The sequence below is a fragment of the Streptomyces sp. NBC_00236 genome, assembly GCF_036195045.1.
GTDB lineage: Bacteria > Actinomycetota > Actinomycetes > Streptomycetales > Streptomycetaceae > Streptomyces.
In genome coordinates this window covers 2,205,986-2,224,039 of the sequence record NZ_CP108100.1, presented here as the reverse complement: position 1 = coordinate 2,224,039, position 18,054 = coordinate 2,205,986, and the positions used below count along the sequence as shown (strand labels likewise).

The following is an 18,054-nucleotide window of genomic DNA, read 5'->3' as shown; positions in this document are numbered from 1 at the left end:
GTGGCAGCCCGCGGCCACGGCGAGGGCCCACTCGCCCTCGTGCGTGATGCTGACGGTCCATCGGTCGATGCCGTGCGCGCGTAGCTGCCGCAGGGCCGAGCCGCGTGGGTGGACGAGCGGGGCGCCGCCGGGGCCGCGCAGCACCTCGATGTCCCGGGTGAGCACCAACTGCCCGGTCGGTGCGAGGACTTTGATGAAGGACTCCTTGGCCGCGATCCGCCCGGCGACCGTGGCCGTCGGTGTCCCGCGGACCACGGCCAGCTGGTCGCGCTCGCGCTCGGTGAAGTGGTCGGCCAGCCAGCGCTCGCCGTGCCGAGCCATCAGTGCCGCGATCCGGGGGACGTGCACCAGGTCGATGCCGAGGCGGACACCGTCCGGGCCGCTCCGCTCCGCGACGCCGGGACCGAGCAGCCGGCCGATCGCCGCCCGGAGGGAGTGGGGGGCCGGGCGGTGGGCGGTCATCGTCCGGCCGGGGCGGGTGGGGTGACAGCCGCCGCGAGGGCCTCCGCGAACTCGGCGCGCAGCCGGGCGATCACGGTGGCCGCCGGCTCGCGGCGGGTCACCGCGCCGCAGCCGAGCCCGGCGTACTGGGCCATCTCCGCGATGCGGCCGGTCGCCTCCACGGTGGGGGCGGCGGCGGAGCCGCGCGGGACCGGCCGCCGGTCTCCCATGACGGTGGTCCAGGCGATCAGTGTGGCGGGCAGGGGCTCGGGGGAGTCGGTGACCGGTCCGCGCAGCACCCGGTGCGGGCGCCCGGGCCAGCCGATCGCGTACCGGTCGGTGACGACGGTGTCCGCGGGCCGGGCCCGGAGCAGGGCCTGCTGGTATTCGGGATGAGCGGTGGACTCCTCGGTGGCCACGAAGAGCGTGCCGCACGAGGCCCCGGACGCGCCGCCGCGCACGGCGTCGAACAGATCCGCACCGCAGGAGACCGCACCCGCCGCGAACACCGGGATGTCCAGGCCGTGCCGCGCCAGGAGGTCGCGCAGGGGCTCCGTGCCCAGGTGATGGCCACCGGCCTCGACCCCCTGGAGCACCACGGCGTCGGCGCCGAGACCGGCCGCGGCCGAGGCGTCGGAGGCGCTGCCGACCTGGACGAGGAGCCGGTGCCCCGCCTCGGTCACGGCCGTGGCCGTCCGCTGCGGCGGCAGACCGTAACTGTTGACGGTGATCCGCCGGTCGGCCCGGTGCAGGACGGCGGCGACCTGGCCGGCCAGCAGCCCGCCCGCGACCTCGGGGATGACGTTGACCCCGAAGGTCCGGTCGGTACGGCGGGCGGTGTCCTCGACGAGGGCCGCGGCCTGACCGGGATCGCTCTTGTAGAGCGCGACGGTGCCCAGCGCCCCGCTCGCGCTGACGGCGCCGGCGAGCGCGGGGCCGGCGATGCCGCCCATGCCCGCCTGGATGAGCGGGAAGTCGACACCGAGGGCGCGCGCCCCGCGTTCGACGGCCGCCCGCACGTCAGGCGCGGACATCGCGGACCCGGTCCAGGGCGGCTTCGGCGCTGCCGTGCGTCAGGATCATCGCGTGGACCCAGCGCTCGACGCCGAACGCGGTGCAACTGCTGTGGGCGACCTCGCCGCCGGCGGTGATGCCGAGCCGTTCGCCGAAGAAGTTGCGGTGCCGGTTGACGGAGGCGATGGCGGTGCCGTCGCTCGCGAGGAACTCGTACTTGACCGGGTCGAGCGCCATGAGCCTGGCGCGCGAGCCGCTCTTGTCGTAGAAGGGGTCGTTGGCGGGCTCGTACGACAACCGCACGCCGAGGCGGCCGGCCAGGGACTCGATGAACTCCCGTGAAACCGCGAGGTGTTCACGGGCACCATCGGCGTTCCCCGTGTAGAGCACCTCACGCATGTGGAAGCCCCAGAGGCGGCGCAGTCCGTCGTAGTGGTCCTCGTTGCGGAAGCAGCGGCCGACGGCGGTCAGCCGGAGTTCGGCGCCCACCTCCTGTCCGGCGAGTGAGAGCAGCAGGCCGTAACAGGTGGCCGAGGGCAGCATGTAGCCGGTGGGCCGCACCGGCTGGTCCGCCACGGCCTGCCCTTCCGCGAGCTGGTCGACCGACTCCGGCGGAAAGCCGGCGGCGCTGACGCCCAGGTGGGGGAAGTTGCGGAAGTAGTCGAGCCGGGACAGGCCCTCGGCGGGCAGCAGCGGTGGTCCGACGACCGCGGGTGCGGCCAGCTGCTGGGCGAGCTCCGTGAAGTGGGCGTCGAGTTCGTGCAGCAGGGCGGCGCGGACGGGGTCGAGCACGACCAGCCCGGGGCCGGGATCGCGCAGTGTGACCGTGCCGTCGGCCGTGGGGGAGGCGAGCGTGTGCGGGGTCATCGTGAACTCCTTCGGGCAGGAACGGGGAAGGCGGGTTCAGGCCGCGGCGGGCTGAAGGACGCCGATGCGCCGGTAGAAGGCGTTCGTGCGCGAGGCGATGGCGGCGTGCGCCGCCGGGCGGGCCGGGTCACCGATGACGCGGGTGCGGAAGGCGAAGGGGTCGGGAATGCCGGCGTCACGGTAGGCGTCCACGCTGTAGAGCTGCTGCAGGGAGCTGGCGATGTACTTCTCCACGTACCGGCGTGCCGTGGCGATCTCCCGCTCGTCGTCCGTGGCGAGCAACCGCTCCCACAGGGCCCGTACGAGCTGGGCGCCGAACGCGATGTGGCGGGACTCGTCCTGGTGGTGCACGCGGTTGATGGCGCGGATGGTGTCGGGAAGGGAGCTGTCGGCGGCCATCCGGCTGTTGAAGTGGTCGACGATCTGCTCGAAGATCAGGATGCGGCTGAAGACGACGAAGTTGTCGAACTGTGCCGAGTGTCCGTCGGTGGGGAAGGCCATGGACCGGTCGGGGAAGAGCCGTCCGCCGTAGCGCAGGCAGAATTCGGCGAAGAACCACATGTGTTCGTTCTCCTCGCCGAGGAAGTGGTGGAAGAACGGGGTGGGGATCTCGTAGCCGGGTGCGTGGATGCGGCGTACGACCTCCAGCATCAGCTCACGGATACCGTGCACGTTGAGGCTGTAGAAGTTGATGCTCTCCCACTTGGACAGGGCCAGATACTGCTCGCGGGTGAGCTCCCCCGCGGCCGCCGTGCCGTGTACGGAGATCAGGTCCTCGCTCATCCACAGGGCGCCGTCGGGGATGCGGTCGGGCCAGTCGAAGGTCTGGTACGGGTTGTAGTACTCGTCCTGCGCGGCCGCCGTCAGCCGTGTGACGGCGGTCGCGACGTCGGCGTCCCAGACGGGGGTGACGGTCATCGCTGGTGGTCTCCTGAGATCGGTTCGGTGGTGCGGGGCGCCGAGGCCCGGAACGCGGACAGCGCGAGGGGGCCGGGGACGCTCCCGACGAGCAGTGACTCGAAGGCCAGCAGCAGGCGTTCGACATCCCGGCGGGGGATCAGGTCGGTGTCGGCCATCAGGTACAGCAGGCAGGTGTCCGCGGCGTACTTCGTGTGCAGGAAGAAGGTGGCGTCCTGGCGTTCCCATGAGCCGATGTGCGAGATCCGGGTCTTCGCGGCCAGTGCCGCCAGTGCGTGCGCGGAGCCGTCGGTGACCGGGGGCCGCTCCCAGCGGTCGTGCATGCGCTTGTCGTTGAAGAACTGGCCGAGGTTCAGGGTGCCGGCGCTCTGGACACGTGCCTCGTCGAGGACCTCGTCGACGGCCAGCGGGTCGTAGTGGGCGTGCCGGTAGGCGTTCATGCCGGACAGGAAGGCGCTGCGTACGGCCCGGTCGAAGGTGCCCTCGCCGACATCGAGCGAGAACAGGGCGTTCTCCGCCATGGCGGCGACGAGCCGGCGGCTGCGCTCGTCGTGACGGTTGACCGCGATCAGCTGAAGCGGCACGGTCGTGTGGCCGGTGTAGGCCCCCAGGACCGTCGCGGTCGCGGCGAGAAGAACGGTGCCGGTGCTGACCTGGCAGCGGTCGGCGAGCACGGTGGCCGCCAGGGCGGTGGCCGGGGAGTCCATGCCGAGCCGTACGAAGCGCTCCGGGCGCCCCTCGTCCCCGACCGAGGGAAAGAGGGTGGCGGGCACCCGGCCGAGCGTCTTGCGCCAGTACGTCACCGCCGCCGCGCCGCGTGCCGCACCGGGCCCGTCCGTCTCGAAGGCAGCCTGGTCCAGAGGCTGCCAGTCGGGTTCGTCAGCCGTGTCGCCGAGCAGCAACTCGCCCAGCTCGCGCTCCAGTTCGCGCACGCCCCAGAAGTCGGCGCCCAGATGGGAGAAGACCAGCGCGAGGTGTGCGGGACGGCCGTCGTCGAGGACGAGCGTGCAGCGGAAGGGGAACTCCTCGGCGTGCCGGAAGGTGCGCCCGGCCAGCTCGCCGGCCACGTCGTCGGCGACCTGGCCGGCCGTCCCGGAGGGCGCGTCGAGCACGTCGAACGGGAGCTCGCCCTCGGCCGCCACGCACTGCAGCCACCGCCCGTCGGTGGTCTCACGGAAACGGGTGCGCAGCGCCTCGTGCCGGGAGAGCAGCGTGGACAGGGCCGCCGTGACCTGGTCGACGGTGCGCCCGGGCGGGACGGTGGCTGTGCGGCGGATGTTGAAGTAGTGCGCTTCGTCGTCGAGCCAGCGGATCGACTTCCAGATGGCGCGTTGTCCCCAGGTCATGGGGCCCTCGGCGGTTCTCTTCCCGAGGAACGGCACAGTGCGGGCACCGGTGTGTGCCATGGCGGATACCTCACAGCAGGGTTCTGCCCGGGCGGCATGAGGGCAGGAGCGGGTGGGGCGGACGGGGGGTGAGGCCGGAGCGGGGCGCGGCGATCGAGGGCGTGGGTGAGCCGACAGCAGGGACCGGGATCGCCGGGCGGGGCTGTGCGGAGACGGGCGAGGGAGAGAAGCCTCGGCTCCGGTGCCTCGGCGCTGAGGCTGCGGCTGCGATGTCGGCGGCGCGGTGGGCACGGTACGGCCCCGCGGCCTGGAATATCTCGTCGTGCGCTGCGAACACCGTTGAGGCGAACGCGACTTGTGTGACTCCGGACGGGACAGTAGAGGCCCGCGACACCACATGTCCAGGCCGAGTTTTCGGCGGGCGGTCCATGGCGATCGCCTCGACAGGTCGACGTGAGGTGAATATTCGGTGAACTCTTGACGTGGGTATGGGTCTTCGCCAAGCTCTTGCCTCGCGCCGCTCCGGTGACAGTGACGTCCCGGAGACGGGCCCTTCGAGCCCGTATCTCCGCACCCCGTCGCATCCGCGTACAGGCGGCCCCTTCGTGCCGCCGCCCGCGCCTGCCCACCGGCCTTCACGCCCACCGATACGGAGGCGCTCCGCCATGTCCGTCAGCCCGCCCACCGGGCCCGTCGCCTCCCTCGGGCGCCGCGTCCGCAGATGGGCCGACACCGCACGGCTCCTGCGCGCGGTCGCTCCGGCGCCGCTCGCCGGCGTCATCGCTCTCCACCTTGCGGTCGGTCTGCTGCCGATCGCGTTCATCCTCGCCACGAGCCATGTCATCGCCGCACTCCCCGACGCTCTCGCGAGCCCGGCCGGGCAGCCACCGGCGCGGATCGGCACCGCGCTGCTGCTCGCCGTGGGAGCGTTCGTCCTGCACCAACTTCTGGCACCCTTCCAGACGTTGGCGAGCGAAATGGTCTGCCGTCAGGTCGACGGCGCCCGGATCGCCGACCTGATGACGTGCACACTCACCCGGCTCCCGCTCGCGGACCTGGAGCGCCAGGAGGTACTCGACACCCTCGCCGAGGCCCGCAGCGGCTTCGATCGCGTCTCGCCCACCCCGGGCGACGCGGCCGCCGGAGCCCTGGCGCTCCTTGCCCGGTACGCCCAACTGGCGGGCGCCACCGCGATGGTGACCCTGGTCCTCGGGCCGCTTTCCGGGCTCGTCGTCGTGGCCACCGCGCTCGTGATCCGGCACGGTCAGCGCGGATCCCTCGGCAAGTTCGGTGCCCGGCGCGCCACCATGACCGGCCGCCGACGCCGGCTGTCCTATCTGCGCCGCACCGCCACCTCGGCCGCGCTGGCCAAGGAGGCCCGGATGCTGGGCCTCGTCCCCTGGCTGCGCGAGCGCCACGGCGTCGAGGCCCGCGGCTACCTCGAACCGCTGTGGGCGATCCGGCGCGACCTGCTGCTGCGCCCCTTCGTCACCCTGGCCGCCGTCGCACTGGCCGGCGGCGGAACGGCACTGGCGCTGCTCGGCCGTGGCGGCGCCCAGGGCGACCTCTCGCTCCTGCAACTGGCCGCCGCGCTGCAGGCCGTACTGATTCCGCTGCGCTTCGGGGTGTTCTTTCCCGAGAGCGACATGCAGACCCTCTACGGCTTCACTGCGGACGACGCACTGCGCCAGCTCGAACGGAGGCAGAGCCCGCCCGACGACACGGAACCCGTACCGGAGGCCGCCACCGGCGCGATCCGCTTCGAGCGGGTGGACTTCCGCTACCAGCCGGATGCCCCTGACGTCCTGACCGGACTCGACCTGGAACTGACCCCGGGCCGCTCCACCGCGATCGTCGGCCTCAACGGAGCGGGAAAGACCACTCTGGTCAAACTGCTGACCAGGATCCACGAGCCCACCGGCGGTCGCATCACCGTCGGCGGCACGAATCTGGAAGACCTTCCGGCTCCGGCGTGGCACCGCCGGATCGCTGTCATCTTCCAGGACTTCACCCGGCTCCAGCTGACCGCCGCACAGAACATCGCCCTCGGCCGCCCCGGCCTGCTCCACGACACTCCCGCGCTGCGCGAAGCGGCGAGCCGGGCCGGGGTGGCGGAGCTGCTCGACGGCCTCGCCCACGGCCTGGACACGGTCCTCAGCGCCGACTACGAGGGCGGAACCGACCTTTCCGGTGGCCAGTGGCAGCGCATCGCCCTGGCCCGTGCCCTGCTCGCCCTCGACGACGGCGCCCATCTGCTCGTCCTCGACGAGCCCACCGCCCAGCTCGACGTCCGGGCCGAGGCGGCGTTCTTCGACCGCTTCCTGGAACTCACCCGGGGCGTCACCAGCGTCATCATCGCCCACCGGTTCTCCAGCGTGCGCCGCGCCGACCGCATCGTCGTCCTGGCCGACGGCAAGGTCACCGAGTCCGGCACCCACCAGGAACTCATGGACCTCGACGGACGCTACGCCGAACTCTTCCGCACCCAGGCCGAACGATTCACGCCCGGCACCACACCCCGCGCCGCCGGGCAAGGAGCATCCCGATGACCGCCCTGATCCAGGCCGTCCGCCATCTGCTCGCCCTGGCCTGGCGCTGCGACCCCCGGCGCCTGCTGCGCGCCGGCACCATGATGCTGCTCGGGTACGCGGCCACCCCGCTGATCGCGCTGTGTCTGAAAGGGCTCACCACCGCGGCGCTCGGGCACGACACCAGCGCCGCCGTCCTGCTCGGCCTGACCGCCGCGCTGCTCCTGGTGCTGGAGCTCATGATGAACCACTTCGCGCACCTGTCCTACTTCGAACTCGGCGACCTCGCCGAGGTCGAGCTGCAGAACGAACTCATCGCACTCTCCCAAGGGCCCTCCGGTCTCGAACAGCTGGAGACCCCCGCGTACGCGGACACGCTCGCGCTGATCCGCGAAGAGCTCCCCCGGACCCGCTCCGGACTGGAAGCCGTCCTCCAACTCGGCGGCCTGGCCGTGCAACTGGGGCTGACCGCGGTGCTCCTGGGGATGCTCAGCCCCTGGCTGCTGCTCCTGCCGCTCGTCGGGGCCCTGCCCGTGCTGACCGCGCACCGGGCACAGGAGCGCATCGACGACGCCAAGGAACGCCAGGCCCCCGCGATCCGCCTGGGCCGTCATCTCCTCGACCTGGCGACCACCCACGCCTCGGCCAAGGAGATCCGCCTGGCCGACGCGGGCGCCATGCTGATCGACCGCCACCTGCGCGACTGGGCGGCAACCACCAGGGAACTTCGCCGCGCCCACATCACGGCCGCCGCGCTGCGCGCCACAGGCCAGCTCTGCTTCGCTCTGGCGTACGGCGCCGCCATCTGGCTCGTCGTCCGGCAGGCCGTGCACGGTGGGGCGGGGCTCGGCGACGTCATCCTCGTCATCGCGCTCGCCGCCCAGCTCTCCCTCCAGGTCGCCGTCGCCCTGGGGCTCCTGCCCCTGCTCCAGCAGGCGGGTCGCACCGCGTCCCGGTTGCGCTCGCTGCGGGAGGTGACGGTTCGTACACCGGCACCGGCAGGCAGGCCCGTCCCCGCCGCGCTGGCGAAGGGGATCCGTCTGGAGAACGTCGGCTTCACCTATCCCGGCAGCGACCGGAAGATCCTCGACGGCGTCACGCTCGACATCCCGGCCGGCTCCGCCGTGGCCGTCGTCGGAGAGAACGGGGCAGGCAAGAGCACCTTGGTGAAGCTGCTCTGCGGGCTCTACCGCCCCACATCGGGCCGCATCCTGATCGACGGGGTCGACCTGGCCACGCTCGACCCCGCCCGGTGGCAGCACCGGGTGGCGACGCTCTTCCAGGACTTCGCCCGCCTGGAGCTTCGACTGCGCGACACGATCGGCATCGGCGATGTCCAACGCCTCGACGACGACCGAGCGCTCCAGCAGGCCATCGAGAGGGCCGACGCCTGCGGGGCCGCCGGGAAGGTCCCCGAAGGCCTCGACGGGCTGGTGGGCCGGGCTTACGGGGACGGGACCGAACTGTCGGGCGGGCAGTGGCAGAAGCTGGGCCTGGCACGCACACTGCTGCGCCACGACCCGCTGCTCGTGGCCCTGGACGAACCGGCCTCCGCTCTCGACGCCGCGGCGGAACACGCCCTGTTCACACGTTTCGCCGACCTGGTCGCCGATGCGCGGACGCGCGCCGGAGCCGTCAGCCTGCTGGTCTCCCACCGCTTCTCCACCGTACGCATGGCCGACGTGATCGTGGTCCTGGAACAGGGGCGGGTCAGCGAGTCCGGCAGCCACACCGAACTCGTCGAGCAGGGAGGCCTCTACGCGGAGCTCTACGGTCTGCAGGCCCGCGTCTACCGGTGAGCACGGGGCGGTCCGGGGCCGGCGGCAGCCCGTCCCCGGACCGCGCCGGGCACCTGCGACGGTCTGCCACCGGGGAGGCGGCGCGTGATCCCCGCGCTCCCGCGCAAGGGCCGCGCCGCACACAGCACGCACCCTCCGGTGTCCGCCTGCCACATGGGCGTACGGAAGCACTGCTCGTAGGTTCCGGCAGCAGCAACCCCGTATCCCGCACGCACCGACCAGGGAGGCACCCGTGCGCCCATCGATCCTGAGACGCCTGCTCCGCCGCGTCGCGTCCACGGCCGTCCTCGGCCTGCTCGCGGCGACCCTGAGCACCACCGCGGCCGCGACCCCGGCCGCAGCCGGCGGCCTCCAGCAGGTCACCGGCTTCGGCTCCAACCCCGGCAACCTGCAGATGTACGCCTACACGCCCGCCGGACTCCCGGCCGGCGCGCCCCTGGTCGTCGCCCTGCACGGCTGTACGCAGACGGCCTCCGCGTACTACACCAACTCGGGCTGGCCGAAGTACGCCGACGCGTGGGGCTTCTCCGTCGTCTTCCCGCAGACCACGTCGGCGAACAACGCGCTGTCCTGCTTCAACTGGTTCGACCCGGCCGATGACACCCGGGGCAAGGGTGAGGCCGCGTCCGTCGTGCAGATGGTCGAGTACGCGAAGCAGACCTACGGCTCGGACGGCCGGCGGGTGTACGTCACCGGCCTCTCGGCGGGAGGCGGCATGACCGCGGACCTGCTGGCCGCCTACCCGGACGTGTTCGCGGGCGGCTCCGTCGCCTCGGGACTGCCCGCCCAGTGCGCCACGAGCCAGGCGGCCGCGTCCGGCTGCCAGACGGGCCCGCAGAAGCTGACGCCCGCACAGTGGGGCGACAAGGTCCGCGCGGCCCACCCCGGATACTCCGGCCCCTGGCCCCGTGTGGCGATCTGGCAGGGCACCGCGGACTACACGGTCTACCCGGCGAACGCCACGGCGCTGCGCGACCAGTGGACGGACGTCTGGGGCATCGGCCAGACCCCGTCGTCCACCGACACCCTGCCCGGGAACACCACCCGCAGCGTCTACGACGACGCCTCCGGGAACCCGGCCGTGGAGACGTACTCCCTGTCCGGCATGGGCCACGGCCTGCCCGTCAGCCCCGGCTCGGGCGACCAGCAGTGCGGGACGACGGCCGCGTACTTCCTGAACACGATCTGCTCGACGTACTACACGGGCGTCTTCTGGGGCCTGGACGGCACCGCCCCCGGCGGGGGCGGTGACCAGCTCCCGGCTCCCGCGGGCGTGCGGGTCACCGGCACCACGGACACCACCGCCTCCCTGTCCTGGAACGCCGTCGAGGGCGCCGCCTCGTACGCCGTCCACCGCAACGGCACGAAGATCGCCTCGCCCACCGCCACCACGTACACGGACACCGGCCTCACCGCCGGGACCGCCTACCGCTACACCGTGACGGCGATCGACGCCGAGGGCACGGCCGGGTCCGCCTCGGGCCAGGTGACGGCGACCACCACCGGCGGCAGCACCCCCGCCGTCTGCCACACCGCCACCAACTACGCGCATGTGACGGCGGGCAGGGCCCACACCACCGGCGGGTACGTGTACGCCAACGGCTCGAATCAGAACATGGGCCTGTACAACGTCTTCGTCACCCACACCCTGAAGGAGTCACCGGCCGGCTACTTCGTCATCGCGGACAGCGGCTGCGTCACCGGCTGACGTCCGCCGTCGGCGGCCCGGGCCGAAGTCGTCCTCGGGCGGGCCGCCGGCGGGCTCAGATCTGGTTCAGGCCGCCGTCGACGTACAGGCTCGAACCGGTGATGAAGCTGCTCTGGCCGGAGGCGAGGAAGGCCACGGCGGCGGCGACCTCCTCCGGGCGCCCGAGCCGGCCCAGCGGCACCTGCGCCGCCAGGGCCTGCCGCAGGCCGGCGGCCTGCTCCGGATCGGGCGCGAGTCCCGACAGGCCAGGGGTGTCGGTCGGGCCCGGCGTGACCGCGTTGACCCGGATACCGCGGCCCTTGAGTTCGTTGGCCCAGGTCCGGGCGAAGGACCGGGTGGCGGCCTTGGAGGCCGCGTACACGCCGAACGCCTCGTCGCCCGAGTCCACGTTGGTGGAGCCGTTCAGGATCACCGAGGCTCCGTCGTTGAGCAGCGGCAACGCCTTCTGGACGGTGAACAGGGTGCCCCGGACGTTGATCCCGAAGAGCGTGTCGAAGTGCTCCTCGGTGATCTGCTCCAGCGGTGCGAACGCGGCGACGGAGGCGTTCGCGAACAGGACGTCCAGACCCTGGCCACGGTCCCGGACCGCCTCGTAGAGCCGGTCCAGATCGGCCAGGTCCGCGATGTCGCCGATCACGGCGGTCGCCGAGCCGATCGTCTCGACGGCCGCGTCGAGTTCCGCCTTGCGCCGGCCGGTGATGAACACATGCGCTCCCTCGGCCGCCAGCCGCACCGCGGCGGCCAGACCGATCCCCGTGCTGCCCCCGGTGACGAGAGCTGTCTTTCCTTCGAGCAGTGCCACGGCAACAACCTCCCCTGAGTTCTGCATCGATCGATGCAGAACTCGAACGTATCACTTCCGCAGCGGTCGATGCGGAAGAGGTAGCCTGCGGAGGATGGGAACGAAACAGGGCCGCACCGTCGGCCGGCCGCGAGGGTTCGACGCCGACGAGGCGCTCGAGCGCGCCATGCTGGTCTTCTGGGAGCACGGCTACGAGGGCGCCGGCCTGGCCATGCTGACCAAGGCGATGGGTATCTCCACCACCAGCATGTACGCGGCCTTCGGCAACAAGGAGGAGCTGTTCCGCAAAGCCCTGGAGCGCTACACCGAAGGCCCGAGCGCGTACCTGGACCGTGCCCTCGAGGAGCCCACCGCTCTGGGCACCGCCACCGCTGTCCTGGCCGGCACCGTCCGGGCCACCACGGGCCAGGCCGGCCCCCGTGGCTGCCTGGGCGTCCAGAGCGCCCTGGCCGCGAGCGACTCCGGACGGGCGGTCCGTGACCTCCTCGCCGCCTGGCGGAACGACGGCTGCTCCCGCCTCCAGCAGCGCTTCCGGCAGGCCGTCGACGACGGTGACCTGCCTCCGGAGGCGGACCCGGCGCTCCTGGCCCGCTACGTCAGCACCCTGTCCTTCGGCATCGCCGTGCAGGCCGCGAGCGGCGTCGGCCGTGCGGAACTCCAGGCGGTGGCCGACGCCGCGCTGCGCAACTGGCCGCTGAGCTGAGGGCCGTCCAGCTCCATCGAGCCCCCGGCCGCGGCCGATGCCCTCGCCGGGATGCGGCTCAGCGCGTGAGAGCCACCAGCCGGTCGGCGATCTCCCGCCCGCCCCGCTCGCCGGTGAGCACCGTGTAGTGGTTCACGTCCGCCACCGCCACCGGCCGCATCCGGGTCCCGCCCAGGTCCGCCCCGGCCAGCCGGGCCTCGTCGTACAGCCCCTGCCCCTCGTCCATCAGGCCGCGCGCCGCCCACAGCAGCGTCGCTTCGGCAGGCAGCTTCCGTACCGCCGTGAGCACCTCCTCGTCGAACAGGCCGACACCGTCCGTGCGGATCGCCTCGATCCGGCACGACGAGCGCAGGGCGGGCTCCTCGCCCGTCAGGTCGCGCTGGATGTACGCGTCCACCTCCTCCGACCACGCCCCCGCGAACGCCGGGTGCGCCTGCCAGAAGGCGCGGTAGGCGGCCCGGTCCGTGAAGGTCATCGACAGCCGGTCCATCGCCGGGCCGATCACCGCCGTCAGCAGTTCGTCGGGCGTCAGATGCGTGGGCGCGGGGAAACCGACGCCGCCGTCGACGAGCAGCAGCGGACCGAAGCGGTCCGGGTGCCGCACCGCGGCCAGGGCTGCCACGAACGCGCCCATCGAATGGCCGGCCAGCACCACCCGGCCCAGGCCCAGCGCCTCGGTCAGGGCGGCCACGTCGTCCGTGTGCGCGGCGATGCCGTACGGGCCCGGGAGGCCCGAACTCCCCGCCCTGCCCCGCAGGTCCGGGGCGATGAGCGTGACGCGGCCGGCCAGTTGCCGGGCCACCGTGGCCCAGGAGAGCGCATTGGCGGTGATCCCGTGCAGCGCCACCACCGTCGGCGCCCGTGGATCGGCGGCCGGCCAGCGCAGTGCGGCCAACTCGCCCCCGCTCACAGGGACGTTGATCTCCTCGTACGCGATCACTGGTCTCCGGTCTCCTTCCGGTGCGCGACGGCCCTCAGCCTGGAGGGCAGCCGGGCCAGGCCGCCCGGCAGCAGATGTACCACGGCCACGAACAGCACGCCCAGCAGGAACAGCGGCTGGGAGAGCGGCACGCGGAGTACCGCGGGCAGGTCGGCGACCGCGCCCGAACCGGCCAGATCGCCCAGCCGGTGGTCCGCCCACGTGTAGAGGACGCCGCCGACCATCGGACCCCAGCGGGTGCCCGAACCGCCCAGCACCACCATCACCAGGAGCGACAGTGTGAAGTCGGACGTGGTGGTCTGAGGTGTGGAACCGCCGGTCAGGAGCAGGTGCACGATGCCGCCGAGCGCGGCGAGCGCGCCCGCGACGACGAAGGCCGTCAGCTTGAAGCCGTACGGTTTCAGGCCCAGCACCTCCACCCGGCGCTCGTTCTCCTTGATGCCCTCCCAGACGCGCCCGGTGGGGGAGCGGACCGCCCAGGCGACGACGGACAGGGTCAGGACGAGGTAGGCCAGCGCGATCCAGTAGAGGTTCGCGGTGTGGTCGATGCCGACGAGCCAGGACGGCAGCAGATCGGCCGGGGCCGCCCGGCCCTCCTCGCCCCCGGTGACGCCGCCGGGGTTGCGGGACACCAGGATCGAGCCCGCCTGGGCGAAGGCGAGGGTCACCATGGAGAAGCCGATTCCGGTGACGCGCAGGCTCACCGACCCCAGTACGAGGGCCAGGGCGATCCCGAAGAGCAGACCGAGGACCGCGGCGAGCGCGAACGGCAGACCCGCCTCCAGCAGGAACATGTTGGTGGCGTAACTGCCCGAGGCGAAGTACAACGCATGGCCGAACGAGAGCAGTCCGGTGCGCCCGAGCAGCAGGTCGTAGCCTGTGGCCAGCGCGCCGAACAGCAGGCAGGTGGCCAGGAGTTGCAGGCTTCCCGCGCTGCCGAGCGGACCGTCCAGCAGCCCTGGCACGGGCACGGCGCTGAACGGTGCGACGGCCAGCACCAGCAGGACGGCGGCGGGCCACCAGCGCAGCAGCCGTGGGGTGCCGGCCGGTGGCGCGGGGGCCACCGGGTCTTCCGTGCGGTCGTGTGTTTCGGTGGCGGTGCTCACGCGAGCCTCCCCGTCAGTCCGCGCGGGCGGATCAGCAGCAGCGCGGCGAGCAGGACGACGACCGCCAGGTCGCCGAGGCCCGCCGCGGTGTAGTAGTTGGCGAACTGCTGGACCAGGCCGATGACGACGGACGCCACGGCGGCGCCGGTCACCGAGCCCATGCCGCCGGTGACCACGACGACGAACGCGAAGATCAGCAGCGACGTGCCCTGGCGCGGGTCGACCGAACCGAAGTACAGCCCGCCGAGCGCCCCGCCGAGCGCTGCGGCCGAGCCCCCGATCGCGAAGACGAGCGTGAACGCCTTGCGGACGTCGATGCCGAGCGCGGTGACCATGGCCCGGTCCTCGACGCCCGCCCGTACGACGAGGCCGTGCCGGGTCCGGCCCAGGAAGAGCCGCAGCGCCACCAGGACCACGACGGCTGCCGCGATCAGGACGAGGCGGTTGACGGGGACCTGTGCGCCCAGCAGCCCGAAGGTGCCGGACACGGCCTCGGGCCCGGGGAAGGTCCGGGCGTCCGAGCCCCAGATGCCCGACAGCAGCGCCGGGACGGCGAGCCCCACCCCGACCGTGGCGAGCACCTGCTCGCGCGGCCGGGTGTAGAGCGGGCGGACGACGGCGAGTTCCAGGAGCACGGCGGCCGCGGTACCCACCGCCGTACCGAACAGGACCGCGAGGACGAAGCCCGCCCCGCCGGGTCCCGCGCCGGGCAGGTTCCCGGACGCCGCCCACCAGGTGCCGTAGGCGCCGATGGACAGCAGCGCCCCGTGCGCGAAGTTGAGGACGTCCATCAGGCCGAAGATCAGGGAGAGTCCGGACGCGATGAGGAAGTAGAGGGCTCCCAGACCGAGTCCGGTCATGGTGAGCAGGACGAGGGTGGACATCAGGAATCCGCCTCCGCGGTGAGGGGGGTCAGCGGTCCGTGGCCCACGCCGAGCAGCCTGCGGGCCGCCTCCGCGTCGCCGAGCAGTTCGTCCGCCGGGCCCCGGTGGGCGGTCCGGCCGTCGGCCAGCACCACACAGTGCGCGGCCAGCCGGCGCACGACGGCGAGGTTCTGTTCCACGAGCAGCACCGGAACCGCCTCGGCGGCCCGCTCCAGCACCTGCGCGACCTCGGTGACCACCTTCGGCGCGAGGCCCTTGGTCGGTTCGTCCGCGATGACCAGCCGGTTGGTGTTGAGCAGGGTGCGGCCGATCGCGACCATCTGCTGCTGACCGCCGGACAGCGTCCCGGCCAACTGCCGGGCCCGCTGCTTCAGTTCGGGGAAGAGTTCATGGACCAGCCCGTACGCGGGCTCGCCCGCGCCGCGCCGTTCCGCCAGCCGCAGGTTCTCCGCCACGGTCAGCCCGGCGAAGATGCCCCGGTCCTCGGGGGCGTAGCCGATGCCGCGCCGGACCAGCGCGTGCGTCGGCAGCGTCACGGTCTCCTCGCCGTCGAGGCGGACGCTGCCGCTGCGCGGCACGAGGCCGAGGATGCCCCGTACGGTCGTGGTCTTCCCGGCCCCGTTGCGGCCGAGCAGCGCGGTCACGCCCTGGCCGGCGACGTCCAGGCCAACGCCGTGCAGGATGTGGCGGCCACCGATCAGGACCCGCAAGTCCGTTACGTCGAGCAGGGGTTGCCGCGTCACAGTCCCTCCCCGAGGTAGGCCTGCTGCACGGTCGGGTCGGCGGTCACGGCTTCGGGGGTGTCCAGGGCGAGGAGGCGGCCGTGGTGCATCACGGCGAGCCGGTCCGCGAGGCCCAGCAGGACGTCCATGTGGTGCTCGACCATGAGGACCGTGCGGCCCTCCTCCCGGTGCAGGGTGCGGATCAGTTCGGTCAGCGCCGGGACCTCCTCGGCGCTCACCCCGGCCATCGGCTCGTCGAGCAGCATCAGCCGGGGCTCGCCCACCAGCAGCACGGCGAGCTCCAGCTTCCGCTTCTCGCCGTGCGACAGTTCGGCGGCCGTGGCAAGGGCCCGGTGGCCGAGACCGGTGCGCTCCAGGACACCGGCCACGTCGGCGGTGAACGGGTCGGCGCGCCGCCAGAGGCGGTACGAGCCGCCCCGGGCGGCCTGCGCGGCCAGCCGGACGTGGTCGGCGACCGTCATCGCGGGCCAGAGGCTGGACGTCTGGAACGTCCGGCCGATGCCGCGCCTGGCCCGGAGGTGCGCGGGCCGGTCCGTGATGTCGGCGCCGTCCAGCGCGATCGTGCCGGCGGTGGGCAGGGTCAGCCCGCTGATCAGGTTGAACAGGGACGTCTTGCCCGCCCCGTTGGGGCCGATGAAGGCGAGGAACTCGCCCTCGCGGACGCTCAGGGTGATGTCCTGGACGATGGTCGCGCCGCCGACGCTCCAGCCGATTCCGTCCAGCCGGAGCACGGACGACGCCAGGACCGCCGGGCTGTGGGGTGCGGTCACGGTTCAGCCCGCCGAGGGCTTCGCGGGCGGCGCCACGGTGTCCATCGCCTCGGTGTCCAGCAGTTCCGGCTTCAGGGCGGCGCCCTTGCCGGACAGCCGGGCCACGAACATCGGCTGGAGCAGCGCGTGGTCTTCGGCCCGGACCTGCTGCTTGCCCTTGGCCCCGTCGAAGGTCCAGCCCTCCAGTGCCTTCACCATCGCGGCCGGGTCGGTGGCGCTGCCCTCGGCGACGGCATGCACGATCATCTGGGCGGCGGTGAAGCCGTCCGGGGTGAAGAGGTCAGGAGTGCCGCCCGCCTTCGTCACGGATGCGAGCATGGCCTTCTCCACGGCGTTGCCGCCGCCCGCGCCCGGGAAGTAGTGCGCCAGGAACGACACCTTGGCCCCGGCGGCCCCGAAGACCGGGTACGAGGCGGTCCCGGCGAGCCCGGTGACGACCTTGCCCGCGCCCAGCACGCCCTGCTGGTCCAGCGCGGTCCACAGCGCCGGGGCGGTCGAACCGGCCCAGGCGACGAAGAACAGGTCCGGCCCGCCCGCCTTGACCTGCCGGGCGAACGGCGTCAGGTCCGTCGCGCTGGGCGGCGCCAGCACGGAGCCGACCTTCGCGCCCTTCGCCCCGAGGACCGCCTTCACGGCGGCGACGTTGGCCTGGCCGAACGTGGAGTCCTGGGCGAGGACCGTGACCTTCTTGCCCTTCGCGTCACCGAGCATCGCGCCCGCCGTCAGGATGTCCTGGTAGGACTGCCGGCCCGAGCGGAACGTGTAGTCGTTGACGCCGGTCACCGCGTCGGTGGCCGCCGGGCCGCTGACGTACAGCACCTTGTTCTGCGCGGCGAGCGGCGCCATCTGGAGGGCGACGCCGGAGTCGGTGGTGCCGGCCAGCACCTTGTAGCCCTTGCCGATCAGGTTCTTCGCGGCGGAGACGGCCTTGCCGGGGTCGCCCGCGTCGTCCTGCTCGGTGACCTCGATGCGGTGGCCGGCGACCTTGCCGGTGCCCTGCGTCGCGTAGTCCAGGCCCGCCATGAAGCCGTCGCGGTACTGCTTGCCGTAGTCCGCGAGCAGTCCGGTCCGGGAGTAGACGAGGCCGACCTTCACGGGCGCGTCGGCGGACTTCCCGGACCCGCCGGACCCGGAGTCGCCCGCCGTACCGGCGGCGGTGCAGCCGGTCAGCAGCAGACCGGCGGCGGCCAGGACGGCGACGGTACGGATGTCGGTGAGGGATCTGCGGGTTCTGCTGGCTCGGCTGGCTCTGCGACGCATGGTGACCGGCTCCTCGGCGTGTTCCTGTGATGTCGCCGAACCGTATGAAGAGCGTGCCGTCGTCGATATGGTGCAGGGAACCCCACCTGGCCCATGAGGCGTGTGGGCGCCGCACATGGGCAGGGTCAGGAAGAAGCCAGGGGGCAGGGTCCTGAACAAGCCGGAGGGCCGGATCCGGAAGGAGCCGGGAAGCAGGCCCGGAAGGAGCCGGGTAGCAGGGCCCGG

Annotated in this window: 15 protein-coding genes and 1 pseudogene; 4 read left to right on the top strand and 12 right to left on the bottom strand. The window is 72.7% G+C overall.

The window, feature by feature from the left end:
* Positions 1-21: 21 nt before the first annotated feature.
* The 5 genes and pseudogenes from OG446_RS09845 to OG446_RS09825 form a co-directional block, all read right to left on the bottom strand.
* Positions 22-462: pseudogene (locus tag OG446_RS09845) on the bottom strand (holo-ACP synthase); the annotation flags it as partial.
* Positions 459-1,475 (bottom strand): NAD(P)H-dependent flavin oxidoreductase, encoded by a 1,017-nt coding sequence (locus tag OG446_RS09840; RefSeq protein ID WP_328893661.1) that lies wholly within the window; start codon positions 1,473-1,475, stop codon positions 459-461. The pseudogene OG446_RS09845 and the gene OG446_RS09840, both read right to left, overlap by 4 nt.
* On the bottom strand, positions 1,462-2,322 hold the full coding sequence (locus tag OG446_RS09835) for a hypothetical protein (RefSeq protein ID WP_328893660.1): 861 nt from the start codon (positions 2,320-2,322) through the stop codon (positions 1,462-1,464). Before OG446_RS09835 ends, OG446_RS09840 begins: the two co-directional genes overlap by 14 nt.
* A gap of 36 nt (positions 2,323-2,358) precedes the next feature.
* The gene (locus tag OG446_RS09830) at positions 2,359-3,240 is read right to left on the bottom strand and encodes a diiron oxygenase (protein WP_328893659.1); all 882 of its coding nucleotides are present in this window, start codon (positions 3,238-3,240) and stop codon (positions 2,359-2,361) included.
* Complete coding sequence (locus OG446_RS09825) at positions 3,237-4,646, bottom strand: condensation domain-containing protein (RefSeq protein WP_328893658.1); 1,410 nt, start codon at positions 4,644-4,646, stop codon at positions 3,237-3,239. The genes OG446_RS09830 and OG446_RS09825 overlap by 4 nt, the downstream gene beginning before the upstream one ends.
* Positions 4,647-5,251: 605 nt before the next feature.
* On the opposite strand from OG446_RS09825, the gene OG446_RS09820 reads away from it, so the two are divergent.
* From OG446_RS09820 to OG446_RS09810, 3 genes are all read left to right on the top strand, one after another.
* Positions 5,252-7,135: an ABC transporter ATP-binding protein gene (locus OG446_RS09820; protein WP_328893657.1), complete on the top strand. Its 1,884-nt coding sequence runs from the start codon at positions 5,252-5,254 to the stop codon at positions 7,133-7,135.
* Complete coding sequence (locus OG446_RS09815) at positions 7,132-8,913, top strand: ABC transporter ATP-binding protein (protein WP_328893656.1); 1,782 nt, start codon at positions 7,132-7,134, stop codon at positions 8,911-8,913. The genes OG446_RS09820 and OG446_RS09815 overlap by 4 nt, the downstream gene beginning before the upstream one ends.
* A gap of 232 nt (positions 8,914-9,145) precedes the next feature.
* The gene (locus OG446_RS09810) at positions 9,146-10,621 is read left to right on the top strand and encodes an extracellular catalytic domain type 1 short-chain-length polyhydroxyalkanoate depolymerase (protein ID WP_328893655.1); all 1,476 of its coding nucleotides are present in this window, start codon (positions 9,146-9,148) and stop codon (positions 10,619-10,621) included.
* 55 nt (positions 10,622-10,676) lie between these two features.
* On the opposite strand, the gene OG446_RS09805 is transcribed toward OG446_RS09810, so the two are convergent.
* The gene (locus OG446_RS09805; RefSeq protein WP_328893654.1) at positions 10,677-11,423 is read right to left on the bottom strand and encodes an SDR family oxidoreductase; all 747 of its coding nucleotides are present in this window, start codon (positions 11,421-11,423) and stop codon (positions 10,677-10,679) included.
* 94 nt (positions 11,424-11,517) lie between these two features.
* Between OG446_RS09805 and OG446_RS09800 the strand changes: the two genes are divergently transcribed.
* Positions 11,518-12,126 carry a TetR/AcrR family transcriptional regulator gene (locus tag OG446_RS09800; RefSeq protein WP_328893653.1) on the top strand — a complete coding sequence of 203 codons (609 nt, stop codon included), beginning with the start codon at positions 11,518-11,520 and terminating at the stop codon, positions 12,124-12,126.
* Between the two features lie 58 nt (positions 12,127-12,184).
* Here the strand turns inward: OG446_RS09800 and OG446_RS09795 are convergent, their stop codons facing one another.
* From OG446_RS09795 to OG446_RS09770, 6 genes are read right to left on the bottom strand one after another with little or no spacing between them, the layout of a single operon-like run.
* Entirely contained in the window at positions 12,185-13,066 is an 882-nt protein-coding gene (locus OG446_RS09795; protein ID WP_328893652.1) for an alpha/beta fold hydrolase, read from the bottom strand.
* Positions 13,063-14,172: a branched-chain amino acid ABC transporter permease gene (locus tag OG446_RS09790; protein ID WP_328893651.1), complete on the bottom strand. Its 1,110-nt coding sequence runs from the start codon at positions 14,170-14,172 to the stop codon at positions 13,063-13,065. The genes OG446_RS09795 and OG446_RS09790 overlap by 4 nt, the downstream gene beginning before the upstream one ends.
* Positions 14,169-15,056: a branched-chain amino acid ABC transporter permease gene (locus OG446_RS09785; protein WP_328893650.1), complete on the bottom strand. Its 888-nt coding sequence runs from the start codon at positions 15,054-15,056 to the stop codon at positions 14,169-14,171. Before OG446_RS09785 ends, OG446_RS09790 begins: the two co-directional genes overlap by 4 nt.
* Positions 15,056-15,799 carry an ABC transporter ATP-binding protein gene (locus tag OG446_RS09780; RefSeq protein ID WP_328893649.1) on the bottom strand — a complete coding sequence of 248 codons (744 nt, stop codon included), beginning with the start codon at positions 15,797-15,799 and terminating at the stop codon, positions 15,056-15,058. Before OG446_RS09780 ends, OG446_RS09785 begins: the two co-directional genes overlap by 1 nt.
* Complete coding sequence (locus OG446_RS09775) at positions 15,796-16,569, bottom strand: ABC transporter ATP-binding protein (RefSeq protein ID WP_328893648.1); 774 nt, start codon at positions 16,567-16,569, stop codon at positions 15,796-15,798. The genes OG446_RS09780 and OG446_RS09775 overlap by 4 nt, the downstream gene beginning before the upstream one ends.
* Positions 16,570-16,572: 3 nt before the next feature.
* The gene (locus OG446_RS09770) at positions 16,573-17,829 is read right to left on the bottom strand and encodes a substrate-binding domain-containing protein (protein WP_328893647.1); all 1,257 of its coding nucleotides are present in this window, start codon (positions 17,827-17,829) and stop codon (positions 16,573-16,575) included.
* Positions 17,830-18,054: the final 225 nt, after the last annotated feature.

Coding starts and splice junctions, on each gene's coding strand:
- OG446_RS09815 (WP_328893656.1), top strand. CDS start 7,132: ATGACCGCCCTGATCCAGGCCGTCCGCCATCTGCTCGCCCTGGCCTGG.
- OG446_RS09835 (WP_328893660.1), bottom strand. CDS start 2,322: ATGACCCCGCACACGCTCGCCTCCCCCACGGCCGACGGCACGGTCACA.
- OG446_RS09840 (WP_328893661.1), bottom strand. CDS start 1,475: ATGTCCGCGCCTGACGTGCGGGCGGCCGTCGAACGCGGGGCGCGCGCC.
- OG446_RS09785 (WP_328893650.1), bottom strand. CDS start 15,056: ATGTCCACCCTCGTCCTGCTCACCATGACCGGACTCGGTCTGGGAGCC.
- OG446_RS09800 (WP_328893653.1), top strand. CDS start 11,518: ATGGGAACGAAACAGGGCCGCACCGTCGGCCGGCCGCGAGGGTTCGAC.
- OG446_RS09820 (WP_328893657.1), top strand. CDS start 5,252: ATGTCCGTCAGCCCGCCCACCGGGCCCGTCGCCTCCCTCGGGCGCCGC.
- OG446_RS09830 (WP_328893659.1), bottom strand. CDS start 3,240: ATGACCGTCACCCCCGTCTGGGACGCCGACGTCGCGACCGCCGTCACA.
- OG446_RS09825 (WP_328893658.1), bottom strand. CDS start 4,646: ATGGCACACACCGGTGCCCGCACTGTGCCGTTCCTCGGGAAGAGAACC.
- OG446_RS09770 (WP_328893647.1), bottom strand. CDS start 17,829: ATGCGTCGCAGAGCCAGCCGAGCCAGCAGAACCCGCAGATCCCTCACC.